Raw genomic sequence first — 21,030 nt, 5'->3', positions numbered from 1 at the left:
CTTGTCCGTAATGTGATCGGGAGGCCGGGGCGCGGCGGTGCTCAGCGGATGTGACGCGCGAGATCTGCGACCCTACCCATCAGCACTTCCACCGGTCCTCGCTGGAAGACGCGCAGCCAAAGCACCGCAAAAGTGCTGATAACCACAACGAAGCCAAAGAGCGTGGACAGGCTCTCGTCTTTGAAAATGTTTATCTTCATAAGATAGGCTATTCCCGCAATGTGCAGCACATAGGCCGTCAAAGACATCGAGCCGACTGCGATTATTGGCCAGACCAGCTTTCGCAGACGCGGGAGCGCATCCACAGCGAGCATGCAAGCCGCCAAGATGATCATTGCGCAACCGGTGCTGCCCACGATCGAAAGCGTCGTTTCGCTATGAGGTGCGGCTATCCATGACGACTTGACTATAAATGACGACTTGGAAGGCTCAAAAGCGCCGTCAACGTCAGACCACCACAAGGAGGTTTCAGTCAAAGCGCGGGAACTCAGCGCGAGCAAGGATCCCCCATGGCCCAACACGGCCAGCGCGACCCCCGCCAGACCAAGGCGCCAATGCGCTGCTAGCGTATTAAGATTAAGGCGCGCGATGGCCATGCCAGCGATGAGGAAAGGAACCCAGGTCACCGCGGGATAGTAGCCGTTGACCATGAGGTTGAAGACCGGGTCGAGGAGGTTGGGGGCAACCGACAGAAGGGAGGAACGGACTTGCGGGAGAACTAATGCCGTAGCGGCAGCGATCAAGCCCAGCTGATATGCGCTGAGCCGATGGAGCGGCAATACCAACAAGAAGCAAATTCCGTAGTATTCTAGGATGACTTCGACCTGGGTACCGAGGCAGCCCAGGATTGAGCCAAGCGCGAGCAAAACAAGGGCACGAATTGCGACTCTGGCGATGGCCTGTCTACCGGCTATCCCCGACTTCGGCGCCTTGCGACCTGTAATCAGGAGGATTGAAAAACCGGCCAATACGGCAAACAGGGCCGACGGCCGCCCATGGGTTAGTTCCATCAGAAACCCGACTAGTCCTCCTTCGCCGGGGTCGGGACCGAGATGGGCGGCATACATCCCGAAGACAGCCAGGCCCCGAGCGAGGTCGATGCCGACCAGCCGATCTACTACCGACCCATTCCTAGCGTCGGCAACCGGTGCCTTCATTACCATGGTAGATTCCCTTGTTGGGTGTGTGGATCGCGGGAGCCGCGATAGGAGAGCCGGTCGGCTGCTGCCGTCGCCTCGTGAAAGGGTTCAAAACATCGCGCCATCTGGCGCATCGAGCCGGCGACAGAGCTGTTCAGCCATTAGCCTGGGGTAAGAACAACAGATCGGCTCACAAAGCCTGTGTCACGGACCTGAAAAGTGGTGTCGCGGAACCGTCGTTTTTTGCATGATGGCTAAGCCGAGAGATCCACTGCACCGACGAGAGACTCAGCGACGTTGGATATCCGATCAGTACGCCGCGGCTCCGCCGGTGACGATCACCCCGGGTGTCAAGGCCAGGGCGTAAACCTGCCATAATCTGTGGTGGTGCGCCCGCGACCAATCCGTTCGACAAAGCTCGGCGCATGGTCGAGCCAATCATATTCTTCCATGTGGCTGTTGCCTGAAAAACCGAAGACGCCGTTCGCTGGTCCAGCTGTTCCAGACCTCGGCCTGCGTCGGTCATTAGAACCGGCGCGCCTGTTTCCCAAATCAATTTGCTGATGCAGCCGCCGGGGGTCACATTGAGCAAAAGTGCCGAGGTCAGGACGGGTTTCATAGGGGCTCTTCGTTTGGCTTTGTTAACGACCCCTTTCTTGCAAGTTGTAGCTGACAGCAGCCTGAAAGCTCCCCAAATAATTCGCTGCCGCCGGTTCAGCCTATTGTCAGCTTCGACCAATAAGATGGGAGCCTTGCCCTCATACCGGAGCTCGGAAGCATGATGCGAATACTGCTCACTGAAGACGATAAGGACCTTGGAAGTGCTATGCACGATCATTTGGTGGCTGGTGGCCACGCGGTCGACTGGGCCAAGAACCTGTCCGAAGCGCGCGATTATGCAGCTGTGGTCGGCTACGACCTTATTTTGCTCGACGTTCACCTGCCGGACGGCAATGGGATCGACTATCTGCGGGAGCTGATCAAGGAACTTGAATCGGCACCGGTCATCATTCTGACAGCCTGCGATCGGATTTCGCATCGCATCGAGGGCTTCAACGCTGGAGCCGACGACTATTTGGTCAAGCCGTTCGATCTGGGGGAACTCTCAGCGCGTATCCATGCAGTGGCACGTCGCCATGGGCATTTTCCGGAGCCGCAATTTTCGGTTGGGACGCTTTCCATACAGGCAGCCGAGCGACGCCTCTTCCGCGAGGGGCAGGAGGTCTACCTGACTTGACGCGGATGGGCGGTGCTCGACTACCGTCTGCCCCAGCCCTGCACGGTCGTTTCAAAAGGGAAGATCGTGGACGCGCTTTTCGGCAGACGGCGCTGATTCATACTCTAAAAGAAAATTCGGCTTCCAGTTGCCTTGGCCATGACTGCCCTTCCCGAGAGATGGGTGACAGTTCATTCCGGATAGATGGGTTAAACTTTCGGCCCTTTGCAAGGAGAGCAAGGTGCCTTGGAAGGAGTGTAACGTCATGGAAGAGCGGCTGAAGTTCGTCGCCCGGCTGCTGGACGGCGAGAAGATGGCGGTGCTTTGCCGGGAGTTCGATATCTCGCGCAAGACCGGCTACAAGATCCTCACGCGCTACAACGACAGCGGCCTGGAGGGGCTGACGGACCGATCGCGGCGGCCCTATCGCCACGCCAATCAGCTTCCGTTTCAAATCGAGAAGCTGATTGTGCGCCTCAAGCAAGACAAGCCGACATGGGGTGCGCCGAAGATACGCGAGCGGCTGGCCCGGCTGTATCCGGATGTGCACCGGCCCGCGATCTCGACCGTGCATGCCGTGCTCGACCGCCACGGCATGGTCGAGCGCCGCAAGCGCAGGCGCAACAGGGCGACGGGGACACCACTTTCAAACGGCTGTCGCCCTAACGATCTTTGGTGTGCCGACTACAAGGGCGAGTTCGGCAGAGAACACGGCCGGGACAGGGGATCACAAACACTTGACCGTTCCAGACCCTGGCAGTGGCGCATCGATTGACCGTTGGCTCTGTTCGTGGGCACCGAAAATAGGGCCTTCTTGGTCCTCGGCAGAGAATATGGCCCGGACGGGGGATAACAAACACTTGACCGTTCCAGACTCTGGCAGTGGCGCATCGATTGACCGTCGACTCTGTTCGCGAGCGCCGAAAATACGGACGACCCCTATGGTCAAAGTGCACTTCTGACCTGCTAGGCACTGTTCGATAACTGGAGGCACCCGCTACGGTGCCCTCGTATTTAAGACACCTGTCAGTTTCAAGCCTGGACATTGACGCGTGGCGCGGCTGCCATTCGTTGACCGCCACGTCGAATTGCCCGCCAACCAGTGTACAGCCGCCGGTGGTCACATTGAGCAAAAGTGCCGAGATCAGGAGGGGTTTCATAGGGGCTCTTCGTTTGGCTTTGTTAACGACCCCTTTCTTGCAATTGTAGCTGACAGCAGCCTGAAAGCCCCCAGATATTCGCTGGCGCCGGTTCAGCCTACTGTCAGCTTCGATCAATAAGGCAGGAGCCTTGCCCTCATACCGGAGCTCGGCAGCCTGATGCGAATACTGCTCATTGAAGACGACGACGACCTTAGAAGTGCTGTGCACGATCATTTGGTGGCTGGTGGCCACGCGGTCGACTGGGCCGAGGGCCTGTCCGGAGCGCGCGGTCATGCAGCTGTGGCCGGCTACGACGTTATTTTGCTCGACGTTCACCTGCCGGACGGCAATGGCATCGACTATCTGCGGGAGCTGATCAAGGGGCTTGATACAACGCCGGTCATCATTCTGACAGCCCGCGATCGGATTTCGCATCGCATCGAGGGGCTCAACGCTGGCGCCGACGACTATTTGGTCAAGCCGTTCGATCTGGGGGAACTCTCGGCACGCATCCGTGCAGTGGCACGTCGCCAAGGGCATTTTCCGGAGCCGCAATTTTCGGTTGGGACGCTTTCCATACAGGCAGCCGAGCGACGCCTCTTCCGCGACGGGCAGGAGGTCCACCTGTCTGGACGCGAATGGGCGGTGCTCGACTGCCTTCTACGCCAGCCCGGTTCGGTCGTTTCAAAGGGGAGGATCGAGCACGCGCTTTATTCATTCAATTCGGAGTTCGAGAGCAACACAGTGGAGGTTTATGTCAGCCGGCTCCGCAAGAAGATCGGCGGGGATAGAATAGCAACCGTGCGTGGCTCCGGATACAGGCTCGTGGTCACATGACGAACTCGAACAGCATGACGAGAAAGCTGCTATCGTGGTTAGGCGGGGCAACGCTCCTGGTTTGGATCGCCGCCCCAACCATGGCTGCGTTCATTTTTTGCAATTATGTAAACGAAAGTTCGGATGACTTGCTCCAGGGGAGCGCAAAGTACAGACAACCAGAGCTGATCAAGGTCTTGAATGGAAAACACGTTGATCAATACAATAACAACTTTCCCACTTACGAAAAGTACTTTACCTATCGTGAGCAGGTTATTAATAAGTACGGGATAGTGCTTATTTCTGAACCGGAAGAGGGTCAGCAGCCCTTCCCTGATGCTCCCCTGAGTAACGGCTTTTGGGGAAACGCTGATTACCGCGTCTACACAGAGGAGATCCAAGACGGCGTGTATCATCAGTTGGCCGAACCGCTTCATGGCCGCCGTACCACAATCGCGAAGGGCGCACTTTTTGTCTTCCTTCCGACACTCGTGCTCCTGCCCTTTAGCTTAGCTGTTTGGTGGATCGTGATCCGGCGCTCGCTGCGGCCAATCGAGGTACTGCGACAGCAGATCGGATCGCGCGACGGCGGCAATCTGTCACCAATGGACTTGGGCGATTTCCCGGCAGAGTTGGCTCCAATCGCGGCATCCGTCAATCGGCTTCTCGATCGTCTGCGGGCGGCTCTCGAGGCCGAACGCGAGTTCGCCGCAAACAGTGCGCATGAACTGCGCACGCCGATCGCAGGTTCAATCGCTCAGATGCAGAGATTAGTGGCCGAGCTTCCCAATGGGTCGGCCAAAATGCGTGCGCGCGGCATCGAGCAAGCGCTGTCGAGCCTTGGCCGCCTTGTCGAAAAAGTGCTTCAGCTCGCTCAAGCCGAATCGGGGGTTGGCATGGCGGATCACGCGATCGATCTTGTCCGATCGGTTCGGCTGGAAATCGACGACCTGAGGAAAAAGCCGCAATATGCCGGACGCCTGCATCTTAACGTCGACGGCTGCCCCACTTTGATGCGCAAAGTGGATGTCGATGCGTTTGGGATCCTCCTTCGTAACCTGATCGAGAATGCGCTGATACATGGACTGCCCACTGTTCCGACAACAGTTTCCGTCCAAACTGATGGAACCATCGCTATTGCAAACGCCGGACCGGTGGTGCCCCTCCCCGACCTCGAAGGGCTTACAAAGCGATTTAGTCGTGGTGCTACTCCTGCTGCGGGCTCAGGCCTTGGTCTACATATCGCTAACATGGTTATCCAGCGGATCGGTGGCAGTCTAGAGCTTGCGTCGCCCGCCCGCGGTCGCAATGATGGTTTCGAGGCGATCATACGAATTCCTCAATGACACCGGTGAATTCGACGACATTTGGACACAGGGCGGATTGCTGGCAAGGCTGCTGACATGGCGAACTGTACGGCAGTATGTATACGGCGTAGAAATCGTACTTCACACAACGCATTTCGGCCGCGGCAATCAATGCCGCTATCATCGTCTGAGCAGTTCGATCGAAGCGACACGACATGATCGGCAAAATCGAAGGCTCCGCCTCACCGCTCGCTCGATTTCGCCCGGGGAGAAAAGAGGCCATCCGAGAAAGTGCAAGCCGCCGCGCAAAGGCGACGTGTCCAATTGTCTGGGTGCCCCTGTGCGCCGGCCCGATCGGGTTGGCGCAGGTCCAGTAAGGACCCGGACCAACCATTCCATTTAGACGACCGGCAGGTTTTAATCGGCGTCCGGATCGCCGGCCCAAAATGCCCCAAGTATACGGCTAGAAAGGCTGCCAACGATCGAGCTTTGGTCGGAGGCGTGCTTGTCAGCGTCTTGGGTGCTTGACCGGCCTTTGCAATGGCCATCGCCATCGCAAGTATCGTGCGTGGCCAGTGAGACCGCAATTTCATCAGCCTGGAGCCGACCGTATCGGTGCTTTTTTCTGATTTAGGGATTTTTCGTTTTCCTCTTGGATCATCACGGGTTTGGAGAGGATCTGGTGTTAAGTGCCATTCGGAGCGCCGGCGAACCGCCCGAAATTAATGTGGTCGAGTCATGAAGCCTCCCGAATGCGTTAAACGAGACCCTTTATGGCGGCCCTGGCTGACAACAGTCTGAAAGCTGCAAGCGGCATGCGAAAATGGGGCGATCCTGAATGACGACAGATGCTATCAACATGAAAGAGGCTCGCCCTGAAAGCTGAGCACGCTTTATGCTCAGGCTGCTGACAAGGCCAAAGCAGCGTAAGTGCGTAGTGAAATCCAAGGTCCACATGGGTCGTCGCGCGTCCCGTGCGCCTGGGAAGGCGCCGGCCCGGCCAAGCTTTCCCAGCTCGTCCGCATGATGCTTCGCTGAGCGTCAATGGACGTTGGCGCGAGACCAAGGCGTCGTGCGTTGCAATCCGGACGGTCCAGGGTATCAGGAGTTTCACGGCCTCGGCCCGCTTGGCTGGCCACAGTTGAAGCTCCAACGTACCGGCTGGCACCGGGAAATTGGGCTCTGCGCTGCCTCAACGCTGATGGCACGGTCAATGCTTGCCTACCGATGGGGCCGCCCATGCCGTGATGCTGTCGGTCGACGTTCGCAAACCAGACCCTCGCGAGACCCAGCGAAGGGGCTCGCCGGTACGACGAGGGACCTTACCTCTTTATGCGCGGCATCATTATCGAGGATGACATGTTGCCTTACACGTCGTCCCTCGCGCTCGGGTCTTTGTGGGGCGGATGAAGTCCTGATCGCGGTGGCACTGCTGCATGTTTGCGTAAGACCCATCCAGTCACGATCGCGCTGTCCTTCGATGTCGCGGTGCTGATAGGCGGGCAGATCGGTGTGCGCGGCGCCCGCCAAAGGATCGTCGTCACGCCGGAGGAGGCGAGCGTCATAGCCGGCGCGCCGGCGAAAGGCGCTTTCTGTCGGATGCCCGACAATGTCGGATATCGCAAGTATCAAGGTTGGATCAAACCTTGCGAATCGGGGCTTTCTTACTTGGCACGGGGCATGCTCAGGTATCCGCAAACACCCAATGGATAACGAGCAGACTTCCCATGGCCTCACCATGCCGAAAGTTTCCCGGACGCATCCAAAGATGAGGCTCGCGTCAGGCCCAGCAACACGCTGACGGCTCATGTGGCTCGGCGTCGCGTGCCGATCCACTTTCTCCCAATAGGCGTTCGGGAGACATAGATCCTTCAAAATGAGGAACAGATCACTTTGCCAGGAACGCAGCCCATAACCCCACTCTCCCTACCAGAACTACCAAGCAAGCCCCGCACTCATGGGCTTCGCAGGACGTCCGTTGCGTCCGAGTTGGTCGGCGCGGGGCCGGCTCCGATCCCCGTCGCATGGGAGGACGGCAAGGCGAGGGATTTCGTGCTCGACAACGGCATGGAGGTGGTCGTCATTCCCAACCACCGGGCGCCGATCGTCACCCACATGGTGTGGTACAAGATCGGCAGCGCCGACGAGCCGCCGGGCAAATCCGGCATCGCCCATTTCTTCGAGCATCTGATGTTCAAGGCGACGACCAACCATGCGGGCGGCGAATTCGACCGCGCAGTGTTCGAGATCGGCGGCTCCAACAACGCCTTCACCTCCTCCGACTACACCGCCTTCTATCAGACAGTGGCGCCGTCGGCGCTCGAGCTGATGATGAGCTTCGAGGCCGACCGAATGCGAAACCTCATCCTCACCGACGATGTCGTCAAGACCGAGCGCGACGTGGTCATCGAGGAGCGCCGCTCAAGCACCGACACCAACCCGCAGGACGTGCTCCATGAGGAGATCGACGCGACGCTGTGGCAGAACCAGCCCTATCGCATCCCGATCATCGGCTGGATGCAGGAGATCGAGCAGCTGAACCGCGTCGACGCCACCGCCTTCTATGAAAAATACTACTGGCCCAACAACTCCGTGCTGATCGTGGCCGGCGATGTCGAGCCGGAAACGGTGAAGGTGCTGGCCGAGAAGACCTATGGCAAGGTGGCGCGCGGGCCCGACCTGCCGCCGCGCATCCGGCCGGTTGAGCCCGAGCAGAACACCAGGCGCACCGTCACGCTCTCCGACGCCCGCGTCAGCGTGCCCAGTTTTTCGACGCAGTGGGTGGTGCCGTCTTACCATACCGCCAAGCCGGGCGAGGCCGAAGCGCTCGACCTGCTGTCCGAAATCCTCGGCGGCGGTAACCGCAGCCGGCTTTACCAGGCGCTCGCTGTCCAGCAAGGTATCGCTTCCAGCGCCTGCGCCTATTTCCAGGGCACCATGCTCGACGACACCAGGTTCGCCATCTATGGCGCGCCGCGCGGCGATGCCAAGCTGGCCGATCTCGAAGCGGCGGCCGCTGCCGAAGTCGCTCGCATTGCCAAGGATGGTGTCAGCAGCGAGGAACTGGGCAAGGCCAAGGAGCGCTTTGTGCGCGATATGATCTTTGCCGAAGACGACCAGGACGACCTCGCCTGCATCTACGGCTCGACGCTGGCCACCGGCGGCACCGTGAAAGATGTCGAGGAACGGCCGTCTCGCATCCGCAGGGTTACCGCCGCGCAAATCAAAGCAGTTGCCGCCCGCTATCTCGCGTTCGACCGTTCGACCACGGGCTATCTCTTGCCCAAGACGGAGAATCAAGAGATGACGCTCGGCGCTCAGCCCCATGCTGCGATGAACATCCAGGAGGTGAAGTCCGAAAAGGGCATCATCGCCTGGCTGGTGGAGGACCACACAGTGGAAATCGTCAACATCGGCTTTGCCTTCAACGGCGGCACCACGCAGGACCCGGTCGGGAAGGAGGGGATGGCCAAACTGATGGCCGGCCTGTTCATCGAAGGCGCTGGCCATTACGACAGCGATGCCTTCCAGGTGAAGCTCGACGATGCCGGCGCCGAAATGAGTTTGGACGCGCAAAGCGACGACATCTACGGATCGGTGTGCATGCTTTCCAAAAAGCAGGACGCCGCGTTCGGCCTGCTTCGGCTCGCGCTGAACGCGCCGCGCTTCGACCAGGGGCCGATCGATCGCGTCCGCGCCGAGATTGTCTCCGGCATCGTCGGCAGCGAGCGAGACCCTGGCGCAATCGCTCAGCGCAAATGGCTGCGCGCGATCTACGGCGCGCATCCTTGTTCAAGGCCGGGAGAAGGCACAAAAGAGAGCCTCGCCGGCATCACGCCGTCCGACCTCCTCGCCTTCCACCAGGCCATTTTCGCTCGCGACGGGCTCCATATTGCCGTGGTGGGTGACATTGACGCGAACACGTTGAGGGAAAGGCTTGACCAGCTGTTTGGTGATTTGCCTGAGCAACAAACCCTCGTCCCCGTCTACGATGTCGCGCCGAAACTCGGTCAACTGGTGGAGGAGAACTACGACCTGCCGCAGACTTCGCTAACGTTGGCCTGGCCTGGCGTGAAGCGTAGCGCGCCGAATTTCTACGCCGCCGTGCTGATGAACGACATCCTTGGCGGCTCATACTTGACTTCCCGCCTTTACGAGGAGGTACGCCAAAAACGCGGCCTTGCCTATCACGTCAGCTCTGAACTGACCCTTGACAAGCTTCTGGTTACGACAGAGACACGCTCGGATTGCGCCGCCCAAACGCTGAGCATCGTGCGAGAGGTGGTAAAGCAGATGGCGCAGCAAGGACCGACCGGGGCCGAGCTCAAGGCGGCGAAGAAGCACCTGATCGGCACCTATGCCATTGACCGTCTGGGCTCGACCAGCTCGATTGCAGACCGGCTCCTGGATTTGCAGATTCAAAATGCCGACGTCGACTACAACCAGCGTCGCGCCCGCAGCATCGGTCGGGTGACGCTCAAACAGGTCAAGGCGGCGGCCAAGAAGCTGCTTTCGGCCGAGCCCGCCATTTTGGTGGTCGGCCCGCCGCTGGGCGGCAAGGATGAGTAAAGAAACTCATCTCGCCTTCCTTCTTCCTTGGGGCTTCTCGTGGGAAGAGCGAATATGGAGGCCGGTGGGCCAAGCAGATCATGCAGACCCGCGGAGTCGTTTCGCGGGCCTTGCGCGGCATTGGCGGTCCAGGGGCCTCTCGCCGAAAAGGCGCTCCTCAGCATGCATGCCGCCTTTTGCAGAATACACTCGCACGCCACCAGCAGGCAGCGGGTGGATGAAGCAAACATCCGGCTGCTCAATCCATCAACTGATGAACCGCGGGCACTCAAACTAACGGAACTGTTGTCGTATGTTTGGTCTACCAACTGCTTTGCCGAGGCCCTAGGACGAACCCGCTGGTGCAGAATACACACCGACGGCCTGTCGACCTGGATGTTCGCTGCGTTGAGGAGGAATCCGGTATTGCCCCTGTGCCTGCCGATGATCCGCCGTCTGAAATCCCCGCACCTGTTTGGAGCCATCGACCGCCTGCCGGCACTCGGCAGACCGGTTGGCAATAAGACGTTCGAGGTCGTCAATCCGTCGACCGGCGAAGTTTTGGCAGAGCTTCCCGATATGGGCGTGGAGGAGACACGTGCTGCGGTAGACAAGGCCTATGTTGCGCAGTCGGGATGGGCCGCGTTGACTGCCCGAGAGCGTAGCGACGTTCTTTGGCGATGGCATCAGCTGATCATCGACCATGCAGGCGATCTCGCCGCGATTCTGACCGCGGAAATGGGCAAGCCGCTTGCCGAAGCCGTGTCAGAGGTATCGCATGCGGCGGCGTATCTGCAATGGTATGCCGAGGAGGCCAATCGCGTCTATGGCGAGACGATCTCGGCACCCTCGACAGACCGCCGAATGCTAGTGATCAAGCAGCCCATCGGCGTTGTTGGCACGATCACGCCATGGAATTTCCCGGCCTCCATGGTGGCGCGCAAGATCTCGCCGGCCTTGGCTGCGGGCTGCACGATCGTGCTCAAGCCCGCTGAACAGACGCCGCTCGTGGCTGGCGCAATGTTCGCCCTTGCCCATCAGGCCGGCTTTCCCGATGGCGTGGTCAACCTGATCTATGCGTCCGAAGGTGATCGCGTCGGCCGTGAACTCTGCACCAATTCCAAGATCCGCAAGATCAGCTTCACCGGTTCGACCGAGGTCGGGCGGCTGCTGATGCGTCAGTGCTCTGACCAGATCAAGAAGGTTAGCCTTGAGCTCGGCGGCAACGCACCTTTCATCATCTTCGATGATGCCGACATCGACGCTGCTGTTGACGGTGCGATCCAGGCGAAGTTTCGCAATGCCGGCCAGACCTGCGTTTCGGCGAACCGTATTTACGTCCAATCGAGCGTTCACGATGAGTTCGTCAAGAAATTCGTGGAGAAAGTCCGGCACTTGTCGGTTGGCGACGGATTCGGTGCCGGAGTAGACATCGGACCGCTCGTCGACAGGCATGCTCTGGCCAAGATCGAGTCTCACATCGCAGATGCCATTGCGAAAGGCGGCACAATACGATGTGGGGGCCAACGTATCGGCAAGAATGGCACGTTTTTCGAACCCACGGTCCTCACCGAGATTTCCAGCGTCATGGCAGTCGCGCAAGAGGAGACATTCGGGCCGCTCGCGCCGATCATTCGCTTCAACGATGCGGATCAGGTCGTGCGCGAGGCCAATGACACGATCTACGGCCTCGCCGCATACTTCTATGCCTCAAACCTGAAGCGGGTCTGGCGTGTGGCAGAGGCTCTGGAATATGGCATGGTTGGCATCAACACGGGACGCATGTCCTCGGAGGCGGCACCGTTTGGCGGGATCAAACAATCCGGCATCGGGCGGGAGGGTTCCCGTCATGGCCTCGAGGACTATCTGGAAATGAAATATCTTTGCATGGGCGGGATTTGAAACCTGCTGCACTGTCTCTCCGCCCCACCGGGGGGCGGCCTGCGGCCAATGCCGCCACCTAATTGGAAGTTCCAAACGCCGTTGACCTGAAACACGGATGCCCGGCAGGAGACTGAGCTCGCTGCCGGGCCGGACATGCCTTGGGAGGGCATAAGTCAGCGCTCCTAGGGCCGATGGGCCACTCAGTTCGTGCGCCTTTTGCCGATTGCGTTGCATGTGCCGTGCCAAGCCAAAAAGCATTGATAAACCGCCGATGGATCAGCTTTTGCCCTGTTGCGCATTCTACATTGTGGGGATATGCGACAATGCCCAAGCGGTTGAATCGTCGTGTTGCAGACCCCCAGACGGGTCATGACTGCTGTTCTTAGGACAGTGCGCAGCAAGCCGCTACTCGCTGCACTCCAGGCACACCATTTCCATAATCAAGCGGTGGGTGCTATGTCTGACCGAGCTGTCGACCAGGGAGCGGTGTGAGGCCTCAAATCCCTCCATATTGTTGCACCCGCCGGTCCAACAGGACTGCAGGTCCGGACTCAAAGGATCTTGGCTGCTATGGCGACATTGCGGTGCACGCCGCTTTCCGACCAATGATGTGCGTCCAGGTCGAGGCCGGCCCTAATGAACCACCGCCTTGGCACCCTCGCCCATCTCATTGCGGCATCGACAAGCTAGACCAGAGCGCACCTTGCAAGGCGCCATGCAGTCCTGTCGGCGGGCGAACTGTTGGTGACGGGTACAGCTGCGAGCGAACGTTCATCCACCGACGCACAGCGCGGACTGTCGCTTTTCAAATTAGGAAATCTCTGTAGCCACCATTCATGAGCGCGCGGCCACGCGAGACGGCCCGACGGATGCGGTCGCGCAGATGATCGCGAGGATCCGCCCAGTCGGCATGGACGCGCCGTTGACCGATGAGAACTTCGGCGAGCTCGCGATGAGGTGCTCCGGCGAGCGAACCGTCGAGCGCACGAAGAACGAAGGACAAACGGACGCCGCGCTTTTCCGGCGCAAACAAGCGGGGGGCAACTGTTGCCCTAGACTGAGAGCATTGAGGCACTCCAGTCCCCTCAGTCGATGCTTTAAAAGCACCGCGGGCCAGATGGCTTGCGTATGCAGGCAAACAGGGTGGAGGATATTCGCGCCCGAGACGGCGAGCTGCAGCGCGTGGTCCGCATTGCGAAGAAGAACATGCTGGCTCTTGTCGGGCGCCAGCAGGACGGTTGCACGACAGGGCAATGCCGAGAGTTCGAACGGCGGTGTCGGCGACGAGGCAGGCAACCGTTCCGCAATGACCGGCAGCACATGGACGCACCAGAGCGGACACCAGAATACGACCGAAGCGCGGCCACAAGACTCCGCGAAACAGAACACCCCAGCGTGACAGGTCGCCGGCCGACGCGACCATATCGAGAAAGGATTGGAGAGACCAAGTCTTGCAATGCTGGCGCGCAGCGGTCAGATCGCGCTGGAACGCTGGATTGCGGCGTAAGAACTCCCAAGCCCACTCCCGCAGCGTCAGGCCAGCGGTGTAGTCGTATGATCTTTCATCCCGCCAATCGGCCTGATCCGCGCCAGTCAGGAGATTCATGACTGACATCCCCTGCCCGCGCCTGCGTGCGTCGAAACATTATGCCACTTCGCAAAGCATCGGCGAAGGCAGCAGACGTCGAAGACCCCGTTTCGTTGAAGCGTCAGCCATCGCCACTGTCGGCGACAGAAGATGTGCCCAAATTGCCACCAGACCGTCGAACTGGCACAGCGACGGCCAGCGCGACCTGGAATTGATCCCGTAACGGTCATCGGCTCCTGCGTCGCGATCCAGACGTCCCTTGAAGGCGCAGTAGCGCGGCAGTGGATCGCACGCTGCTTGTCGGCAAGTTGTCGTAGCGGCGGCGCCATAGGCACGGTCATCGGAGGGTCTCCTGCGGCAAGTTTTCGCCATTGGAGGCCAATCTCCCCGCTAGGGCAGCCTGTGCAGTTGCACAGGTGAAGCGGATCAATCAGGGGGAGCCATGGCGGAAACTGGATGATGGCGGCTTGAGGAGAGCGGCGTATCGAGGCGGGTGATGAAGCCTGCCAGTACCTCTCAAGGAGAGTGATACGCCATGAACGAGACTATCAACACATTGTTCGCCTTCGTCAGCCCGACGAAATCGATGATACCCTGACGGATGTACTTCGCAGCGGCGCGCGCAAATTGCTTGCGCATGCGATCGAGATGGAGGCCGAGGCGTATGCCAAGGCGGTCGACTGCCTGACGAAAGATCAGAATGCGTCGCTGGCGCTCTACGATTTCCCCGCCGAACACTGGGATCATCTGCGAACGTCCAATCCCATCGAAAGCGTCTTTGCAACCGTTCGCTATCGCACGGTTCGCACCAAGGGCTCGCTATCCTCGAAAACCGCCCAGCTGATGGTCTTCAAGCTGTTGGCCGCGGCCAGGAAGTGGCGACGATTGAAAGGACAAAATCAGTTGCCGAAACTCATCGCAGGTGCCAGGTTCCTGGACGGAATCCAGGTCATCGAAACGAAGCCGCAGAGCGCCGCTTGATCAGCCTCGTCGCCCAAATTCCAGCATAGCTCCATCGGAACTGCCAGCCTTCCTTGCCGATCAGGCGCATATCAGCGCTGACGATACCGAGGACGGCGATGGCGATCACCTCCAGGCCGCCGAGTAACGACCCTCAAAACACCGCACTGGTCGAGGCCAGCCTGAACCGGTATCTTGTGCCTGCCCTCGGGAGTCGCTCTATCCACCATGTGATCGACACCGACATTGCTAACATCACCAAGAAGATCGTCGCCGGGGGTCACCCGCAAAGGGCTAACACGGCCTTCTGGTATATGCGGGCATTTTCAACTGGTATCGCAAACCGCCGCAACGGCTCATCGCGGTTTCCCGCGAGGGTTTGGAAAATTAGGTATCCGGCCCCGATCGTCAAGCGCAAGCGAGTGGTGAACGATGCCGAACTGGCGGCTATATGGACGGGCTGTGAGCCCGAACCGGGCGATATCGGCTATTCGTTCGGCTCCATCGTCAAGCTGCTCATGCTGACCGGACAGAGGCGTACGGAAGTTGCCGCGATGCATTGGTCTGAACTCAACCTTGAAGCCGGAACATGAGAACTATCGGGTGACCGCACGAAGAACGAAGAGCCTACGCTTATTCCGCTGTCCACACTGGCGGTGTCGGTCCCCCAGTCGGCACCGAAGACTAATGACACGTTTGTTTTCCCTGCCAGGGTCAACAAAAAAAGCCACTTCTCAGGCTACGCGAAGGGCAAGAAGGCTCGAGACGGCAAGGTCAATGTTGACGGGGTGGCTTTGGAGAACGGGACCCTTCACGATCTGCGCAGGACGCTCGCGACAAATCTCGGCAGGCGGCAGGTATTGCCACACGTCATCGAGCACATAGTGAACACAAGGCGTCGTCCCTGAGACATTGGCGAAATCTACAATCTCTTTAGCAACGTCAAGGAGAGGCGCGAGGTGTTGCAGATGTGGTCAAATCACATCGAATGGCTGATCAAGCAGGCTGCGGATGACGCTCTGGCGGCGTAGCTGCTGGCATGGGCGGAAGATGCGGCGCAACAATCGTCAGAGCCTCATCGAATTGGAGATCATGCTTGACCAGCAAATGCGCGGCCAATGCTTCGATGGCTGACCAGTGATCGAGTACTAGCCGGGCCGTGCGATCTTCGATCCGCCTCCAACGGGGGCGGCGCGGCATCAGGAACCGCAACTCACCATAGATTCGCTTGGCATCCGCGTAGTCGCTGCTCCCGTCATTCCCATCGGACGCATTCATCGCCATATCGCGCGGGTCCAGATAGCCTTCGAATGCGGATTCTGCAAAAGGACCTGCCAGACACGCAACTATCTCTTGGATCGCACAATCGCGTTTCAAATATCGATCCATATCGTCCTCGAAAATCGGCTTTCGCTTCGAGGTGACTCCTTGCGCTGAATAAAAACCCGCGCCTTCGACAACACCACCGCACTCTCCGTCACCGGCGTCGGGGTAAATACTAACACTTGAGAAAGCAGGGAGTTCACGGTCGTCGTCGAACACCTGACGGTGCAAAACGATGGCGGCCACCGCGTGCCCGGCTTCGTGATGCGCCACAAGCGGCAGATATTGGGAGGCTACATTCATGCGGTGCGGCTCTCAGGTCTAGTTTGCTTTTGCGCATAGGACCGCAATTGTCGTGCCAACTGGGAAAATCGTTTCGGGCAATGCGATCGCTCCGATAGCGTTGTGCCTCCTGTCTGACATTGTTGGGAAGTCGACACGCGCCCGTCGCAATGCGGTCGACCTTCCGCGCGAGTTGGGTGACCCGTGAAGGCGGCCGACCAGGACGATGTTGCGCTGATCGGCGACGAAGGCGCCGCCGGGCGAGATCGCGCATCAGGGGGTGACCGGCGTGTCGGCGAAGTCGAAGTCGTCGATGTCCTTGGCCAGCGGCAACTTGGCGACAGCGAACTGGTATTTGATGGAGCGGGCCTGCTTCTCCGATATCTCGGCCTGCAAGAGATCACCGACAATCCTGGGCTCGTGCCGTCGCTTGATGGCGACGCGCCCATGATCTCGTCATAGGCTCTGCGCATTCCGTAGAGCTTCAGCGCTCCCATCAGTTCCAGTACCTCGGTGCGTTCCATGGCTGTTTGTCCTCCTGAGACTGTCATAGCGGGCGCAGTCGGCGACCGCTCGTGAGCTAGCTTCAGCGCCTGGGGAATGGAAAGGATCGTGCCCGGCGCCGGATCGCGGCTGCGGGCCAGGATGTTGAGGATCACCGGCGCCGACGATGCACCGTGCTCGATGGCTTCCTGACAGGCGGCCTCGACCGCGCTCAATCCGTCGGTCAGCACCCAGGTGAGGATCAACACCATCTGCCGGTCGACGTCATCAACCGCCTTGAGCTGCGCCGCACCTTCTCCATTGCCGACCGCAGGACCCAGCTAAGGAACGGCGCGCGCCGTGTGCCAGGGATCGTAGACGACCTCGTTGCGGCCAAAGGAGCGAACGTGTTCTCCCACGACCACGCCATCCTCTGGCGGATGCGATCCGATCGACATAAGCATGGATCTCGACGGGCCGACCGACGGCACTCGACAGCACCGAGTATTTGTTGTTGTCGAAGCGCACCGTGCAGGTCTTCGACACCGACGGGGGAATGCAATGGAAGCCGTCGAAGCGACCGGCAGCCGCTCCCGCTGCGGCTTGGCCGCATTCGCCGACAGCAGCCGGTCCCGCGTCTCACGCCAGGCTCCCATGCGGGGAGGGCTGGTGCTTGCGCTCGTAGCGGAACTCCGTCTGCTCAGAACGCAGGACCTTGCGCACCACCTTGCGCGAGATCTTCAGCTCACGGCAGATCGCCTTGATCGACTTCCCCTGGACCAGCGACAGCCGACGTATCTTTGCAATCGTCTCTAAAACCAACATCCAAAACACAAATGCCTCCGATCAAGCCGGAGGCATCTTGATGACCCCATCGTTAAAGGGTCCCGTTTGGACGAAAATCACCCTTTAAACAGGGTCCCCATTCCACGAAAAATCAATGCACTACCTTCCAAAGCTGCGAGAGATCGCCACCGACCGCTTTGAAGGGCCTTTCGGCGGTCTCGTCAGCGAGGTTGTGGCATGAAGAAACATCAATCCACAGCATTGGGCCGAAGCATGCCACGGGCTCATGCCGCGGGAGAGCGGGAAGATATTCTTGAAAGAAGCGGTCTCCGACATCAATACCGACAGGATGGGCAGCTTTCTCACATCACTTGAGGTCGAGCGTGGCAGTTGCGACCCGCAATGCAAGGCTGGCGGCGATGCATGCCTTTGCGCGGTTCCTGATTTCGGAGCACCCCGAATATTAGGATACGCTGCAACTGGTGGTGACACTTCCCTTCAAGAGAGCGCGTGGGTGGCACCTGTCGAATATCTCGATGAGCCCGGAAATCAAGAGCGTCCTGGCGCGTATCGACCGCCGCACGCCTTCTGGACAGCGGGATTACGCTCTGTTTTCGCTGATGTTCAATACGGATGCACGAGTTCAGGGATCCTGACTCTTCGATTGTGACCTTCGTCTGGTATCGCCCTGTCCCGCCGAGCAAAGCAACGACCGCCCCACACTGCTCACCCGGTTCGGTGTTCGATACTTGCTGCGCACACATGGCTGCGGGCGAAGGAACCACCCTGGCGGAAAAAAGCATCCATCATCGCCCTTTGCGGGACACGACGGCCATCCACCTCGTCAAGGCGGGTGTTGACATCGCCACCATCAGTCGATGGCCAGGCCACTCGGGCTGAACTAACGATGCGCTACGCCCAGGCCGGTATCGATATGAAGCGGCAAGCGCTCGAACAAGTCTTCCCCGACGTGATGTCATCGGCAAAAGATCAGACGATCATCGCTTTGATGGCTGGATGTTTGGCTGGCTGCACCGCTTGTAGACGCTCAGTTATGTGGAGTTGTATCGCGGGAAGTCGCGCGTCTTGGGCTTTTGCGATGTCAGCTCCACATCTCTCCGCAGTGCACGTTGTCACTGTTGAAGAGCCGTTTGTTCAATCTTCGTCCTGGCACGGCAAGGGTTGTCCATATTGTGGGCGTCTTACGCTTGCCGAGCTTGTCCGAAATCCAGCGCCGGATCAGGCGTGAACACTGTTGCGTAGTTCGTCAGCCAGAGCGCGGAGAACGTCGGCGCTTCCTTCCAGCGCCGTAAAAGCGTAGGGATTGAGGAACTGTCGGCCCCAGAACAGATTGCGATCTGTGCCGGATAGCGTAGCTTCCTCGCTAACACGCGGCCAATTCTCCGCAATGCATCGGAGCTGGCCTTCAACAATCGCAAGAGCTTCCGGCGCGCTGAGCAGGAAGTGATGCGCGGCTTCAAGGCAGGACGCTATCCGGCTCATGCGGTTATTGCCGCTGATGAGCATGGCCTGGCTGGCCTCCTGGCCACTGCGGGCCTGCGGACAAATATCGTACGCAGGCGTGAGGGTGAGCTTAGCCCCATCCCAGAATGCCGCATGGTTGCGGGCATGATCGTCGGTGTTGCCGCAAAGTATGTTGAAGACAATGCGGCTGAATAACTCGCGCAGAGTTTCCGACGGCGCGGTGAATCGGTGGCGAATGATCTCCGCCAAATCCTGGTAGCTGGCGTAACGCGCCATCATCTCATCGAGCGCGAGCATCGTCAGCGCTGAGACCATGGATTTGCGTTGCCAGCCGCCCGTGACCTTGATCCGGTCGAATCGCTCGACGAGCAACACGTCGTTGCCTGCGGCGCGAACGAGCGAGACGGATGCCGCTCTGATGCCGCACAAGGCGGCAAGCCGCATGGCTATGAATTCTCCTTTGACGACGCTGTAAAGGTCGGCAGACGAGGAAAATTTCGCGACATGCTTGACGGCGTCATCCTCGATCAGCGCCTTTGGCCTTGCGCCGCCGATCGAGCTGCCGTGATGCAGCGCCTGATCTAATTCGGGGGTGAGCGGAATACCTTTCTCTACCCGCTCCGCCGATTGGACAAGCTCTTCGAGAGTGGCATTGGCCAGTGCGCGCGGCTCGTAATTCGTGGGCGAAAACTGAAAATCGAGCGCGCCGATGCGGTCCGAGCCTGATTCCAGCAGGAACGTCAGTTCTGAAATATCGAGCCGCGCGATTTCATCGCCCTTCACACCGAATTTGCGGTTTAGGATAACCCGTCGTCCCCAGGCATCGGGGGCAGCATCGCGGATGCATCCCGGCATGGTTAGGCCAGGAAGCAAAGGCAATTCGCCTGCCTTCAGGGGCAGTTCCGGGAGATAAAGCGGGATCGCGCTGCCCAGTTCACGAAAGCTCCTGCCATAGTTGAAGCTGACGAGTCCGTCATGGGCATATAGCCGCCCGGCGACAACCGGCGCGGTCTCGCCCGGCAGCCAGACCCAGACATAGGCTTCGTCGTACTTGGGGACCTTAGAACTCATCGACGATCTGCTTGCCGGCCTTGTAGACGTGCTTCGGCAGCAGCGCGATGCGATCGTCAATGCGGCCTGTGAGGGCTGTGATGCCATTGCCGTCGGCATCGAACAGCTTCACACCGACAATGGCAGCAGCTTCGAACATCAGTCCGATTTCGACTTTGGGATCGCCCTTCTCGATGCGCTGCAGGGTGCTGCGTGAAACACCGATTCTCTCGGCTAACTCCTGTGCGGTTAATCGGTGCTGCATCCGGCCCAGCCGGATGGTCTTACCGAAAAGGCCAAGCGCTTCCATCGCGTAGCGCGAATAGGTGCGTTTATGCGCTGCCGTCATTCGGGTCTCCGTGACCTATGCATGATCCATATCACCATCTTTCGACCTTTATATAGGTAATGTCGCAGAGCGACTGCCAAAGTCAAGACTCCGTATCGTATGACTCAATCCCCCTGATTCGACTTTATATGCAGCAAGAGTTCGCATCACGGCTACGTTCGGAAAGCCAGGTAGAATGCGACGGGAGACGCAAGCGTTACACGTCCGAACAAGGAAGGCGAATATTGCCTACGGCTCCTGCACAACCGGCCAGCTCTGCGCGCCTCGGGCGAGGCGGAGATCTGGCGCTGGATCGCGGACAGCCTTGAGACGCCTCGCATGAGTCATTCGATGGGCGGTCCCTGGTGCGAGGCCGAGGCGCTCGACTACTGGCCGACATCCTCGGCGGCGGGACTCGCAGCCGGCTATACCAGCACTTTTCGACCGCATACGCGCCCAGCTTCTCTCCGAAATCATTGCCAATGAGCGCGAACCTCACGCGATCGCCGAGCTGGCCTGGCGGCGCGGAATCTACGGCGTATTCGAGACCGCCCAAGGGAGCCTGACCAGCGTAACGCCCTCCGATCTAAGCGCCTTCCACAAAGCCGCTTTCGCCCGCGACGGGCTGCATGTGGCGGTCGTAGGCGACATAGATGCCAAAGCCCTGAGAGCAAGGCTCGACCAGCTGTTCGG

At 59.4% G+C, this 21,030-nt stretch carries 12 protein-coding genes and 6 pseudogenes; 10 read left to right on the top strand and 8 right to left on the bottom strand.

Annotation, left to right across the window (positions count from 1 at the left end; translation table 11 throughout):
• Positions 1 to 41: 41 nt before the first annotated feature.
• Positions 42 to 1,163 carry a DUF418 domain-containing protein gene (locus EJ071_RS07370; RefSeq protein WP_126097377.1) on the bottom strand — a complete coding sequence of 374 codons (1,122 nt, stop codon included), beginning with the start codon at positions 1,161 to 1,163 and terminating at the stop codon, positions 42 to 44.
• 754 nt (positions 1,164 to 1,917) lie between these two features.
• Between EJ071_RS07370 and EJ071_RS07365 the strand changes: the two genes are divergently transcribed.
• From EJ071_RS07365 to EJ071_RS07335, 7 genes and pseudogenes are all read left to right on the top strand, one after another.
• Positions 1,918 to 2,376: a response regulator transcription factor gene (locus EJ071_RS07365; protein WP_245458615.1), complete on the top strand. Its 459-nt coding sequence runs from the start codon at positions 1,918 to 1,920 to the stop codon at positions 2,374 to 2,376.
• Positions 2,377 to 2,620: 244 nt separating this feature from the next.
• Positions 2,621 to 3,055 (top strand): annotated as a pseudogene (locus tag EJ071_RS07360) (helix-turn-helix domain-containing protein); the annotation flags it as partial.
• A 619-nt stretch (positions 3,056 to 3,674) separates the two neighbouring features.
• Complete coding sequence (locus EJ071_RS07355; protein WP_126097376.1) at positions 3,675 to 4,334, top strand: response regulator transcription factor; 660 nt, start codon at positions 3,675 to 3,677, stop codon at positions 4,332 to 4,334.
• A 14-nt stretch (positions 4,335 to 4,348) separates the two neighbouring features.
• A complete protein-coding gene (locus EJ071_RS07350; RefSeq protein WP_167509388.1) occupies positions 4,349 to 5,659 on the top strand; it encodes a HAMP domain-containing sensor histidine kinase in 1,311 nt (436 codons plus the stop codon).
• Positions 5,660 to 7,609: 1,950 nt separating this feature from the next.
• Positions 7,610 to 8,914 (top strand): annotated as a pseudogene (locus EJ071_RS07345) (pitrilysin family protein); the annotation flags it as partial.
• Positions 8,915 to 8,923: 9 nt separating this feature from the next.
• Positions 8,924 to 10,189 (top strand): pitrilysin family protein, encoded by a 1,266-nt coding sequence (locus EJ071_RS07340; protein ID WP_335930842.1) that lies wholly within the window; start codon positions 8,924 to 8,926, stop codon positions 10,187 to 10,189.
• Positions 10,190 to 10,594: 405 nt separating this feature from the next.
• Complete coding sequence (locus EJ071_RS07335) at positions 10,595 to 12,070, top strand: NAD-dependent succinate-semialdehyde dehydrogenase (protein ID WP_126102500.1); 1,476 nt, start codon at positions 10,595 to 10,597, stop codon at positions 12,068 to 12,070.
• Between the two features lie 787 nt (positions 12,071 to 12,857).
• Here EJ071_RS07335 and EJ071_RS07330 read toward each other — a convergent pair.
• Entirely contained in the window at positions 12,858 to 13,475 is a 618-nt protein-coding gene (locus tag EJ071_RS07330) for a DUF2285 domain-containing protein (RefSeq protein WP_245460313.1), read from the bottom strand.
• A gap of 834 nt (positions 13,476 to 14,309) precedes the next feature.
• Between EJ071_RS07330 and EJ071_RS07325 the strand changes: the two are divergent.
• Positions 14,310 to 14,621 (top strand): annotated as a pseudogene (locus tag EJ071_RS07325) (IS256 family transposase); the annotation flags it as partial.
• A 98-nt stretch (positions 14,622 to 14,719) separates the two neighbouring features.
• On the top strand, positions 14,720 to 15,193 hold the full coding sequence (locus EJ071_RS07320; RefSeq protein ID WP_126097374.1) for a hypothetical protein: 474 nt from the start codon (positions 14,720 to 14,722) through the stop codon (positions 15,191 to 15,193).
• 403 nt (positions 15,194 to 15,596) lie between these two features.
• On the opposite strand, the gene EJ071_RS07315 is transcribed toward EJ071_RS07320, so the two are convergent.
• The 6 genes and pseudogenes from EJ071_RS07315 to EJ071_RS07295 all read right to left on the bottom strand — a co-directional run bounded on the left by EJ071_RS07315 (position 15,597) and on the right by EJ071_RS07295 (position 20,358).
• Complete coding sequence (locus EJ071_RS07315) at positions 15,597 to 16,226, bottom strand: hypothetical protein (protein WP_126097373.1); 630 nt, start codon at positions 16,224 to 16,226, stop codon at positions 15,597 to 15,599.
• A 192-nt stretch (positions 16,227 to 16,418) separates the two neighbouring features.
• Positions 16,419 to 16,729: pseudogene (locus EJ071_RS39285) on the bottom strand (ATP-binding protein); the annotation flags it as partial.
• 10 nt (positions 16,730 to 16,739) lie between these two features.
• A pseudogene (locus EJ071_RS39280) lies at positions 16,740 to 17,273 on the bottom strand (IS21 family transposase); the annotation flags it as partial.
• A 54-nt stretch (positions 17,274 to 17,327) separates the two neighbouring features.
• Positions 17,328 to 17,513 (bottom strand): hypothetical protein, encoded by a 186-nt coding sequence (locus tag EJ071_RS39275; protein WP_245460175.1) that lies wholly within the window; start codon positions 17,511 to 17,513, stop codon positions 17,328 to 17,330.
• Between the two features lie 1,200 nt (positions 17,514 to 18,713).
• Entirely contained in the window at positions 18,714 to 20,030 is a 1,317-nt protein-coding gene (locus EJ071_RS07300) for a HipA domain-containing protein (RefSeq protein WP_126063913.1), read from the bottom strand.
• On the bottom strand, positions 20,020 to 20,358 hold the full coding sequence (locus EJ071_RS07295) for a helix-turn-helix transcriptional regulator (protein ID WP_167498459.1): 339 nt from the start codon (positions 20,356 to 20,358) through the stop codon (positions 20,020 to 20,022). The genes EJ071_RS07300 and EJ071_RS07295 overlap by 11 nt, the downstream gene beginning before the upstream one ends.
• Positions 20,359 to 20,683: 325 nt before the next feature.
• Here EJ071_RS07295 and EJ071_RS40225 point away from each other — a divergent pair.
• Positions 20,684 to 21,019: pseudogene (locus EJ071_RS40225) on the top strand (hypothetical protein); the annotation flags it as partial.
• Between the last annotated feature and the right edge of the window lie 11 nt (positions 21,020 to 21,030).

Source organism: Mesorhizobium sp. M1B.F.Ca.ET.045.04.1.1 (genome assembly GCF_003952465.1).
GTDB classification, from domain to species: domain Bacteria; phylum Pseudomonadota; class Alphaproteobacteria; order Rhizobiales; family Rhizobiaceae; genus Mesorhizobium; species Mesorhizobium shonense.
Note: the sequence above shows the minus strand (reverse complement) of the source record. Positions and strands in the feature narration are given on the sequence as shown.

Bases quoted from the DNA above. Each gene is read 5' to 3' on its own strand.
- EJ071_RS07355 (WP_126097376.1), top strand. From the start codon at position 3,675: ATGCGAATACTGCTCATTGAAGACGACGACGACCTTAGAAGTGCTGTG.
- EJ071_RS39275 (WP_245460175.1), bottom strand. From the start codon at position 17,513: ATGTTGGTTTTAGAGACGATTGCAAAGATACGTCGGCTGTCGCTGGTC.
- EJ071_RS07340 (WP_335930842.1), top strand. From the start codon at position 8,924: ATGACGCTCGGCGCTCAGCCCCATGCTGCGATGAACATCCAGGAGGTG.
- EJ071_RS07320 (WP_126097374.1), top strand. From the start codon at position 14,720: ATGGCGATCACCTCCAGGCCGCCGAGTAACGACCCTCAAAACACCGCA.
- EJ071_RS07370 (WP_126097377.1), bottom strand. From the start codon at position 1,163: ATGGTAATGAAGGCACCGGTTGCCGACGCTAGGAATGGGTCGGTAGTA.
- EJ071_RS07295 (WP_167498459.1), bottom strand. From the start codon at position 20,358: ATGACGGCAGCGCATAAACGCACCTATTCGCGCTACGCGATGGAAGCG.
- EJ071_RS07315 (WP_126097373.1), bottom strand. From the start codon at position 16,226: ATGAATGTAGCCTCCCAATATCTGCCGCTTGTGGCGCATCACGAAGCC.
- EJ071_RS07365 (WP_245458615.1), top strand. From the start codon at position 1,918: ATGATGCGAATACTGCTCACTGAAGACGATAAGGACCTTGGAAGTGCT.
- EJ071_RS07330 (WP_245460313.1), bottom strand. From the start codon at position 13,475: ATGGTCGCGTCGGCCGGCGACCTGTCACGCTGGGGTGTTCTGTTTCGC.
- EJ071_RS07300 (WP_126063913.1), bottom strand. From the start codon at position 20,030: ATGAGTTCTAAGGTCCCCAAGTACGACGAAGCCTATGTCTGGGTCTGG.
- EJ071_RS07350 (WP_167509388.1), top strand. From the start codon at position 4,349: ATGACGAGAAAGCTGCTATCGTGGTTAGGCGGGGCAACGCTCCTGGTT.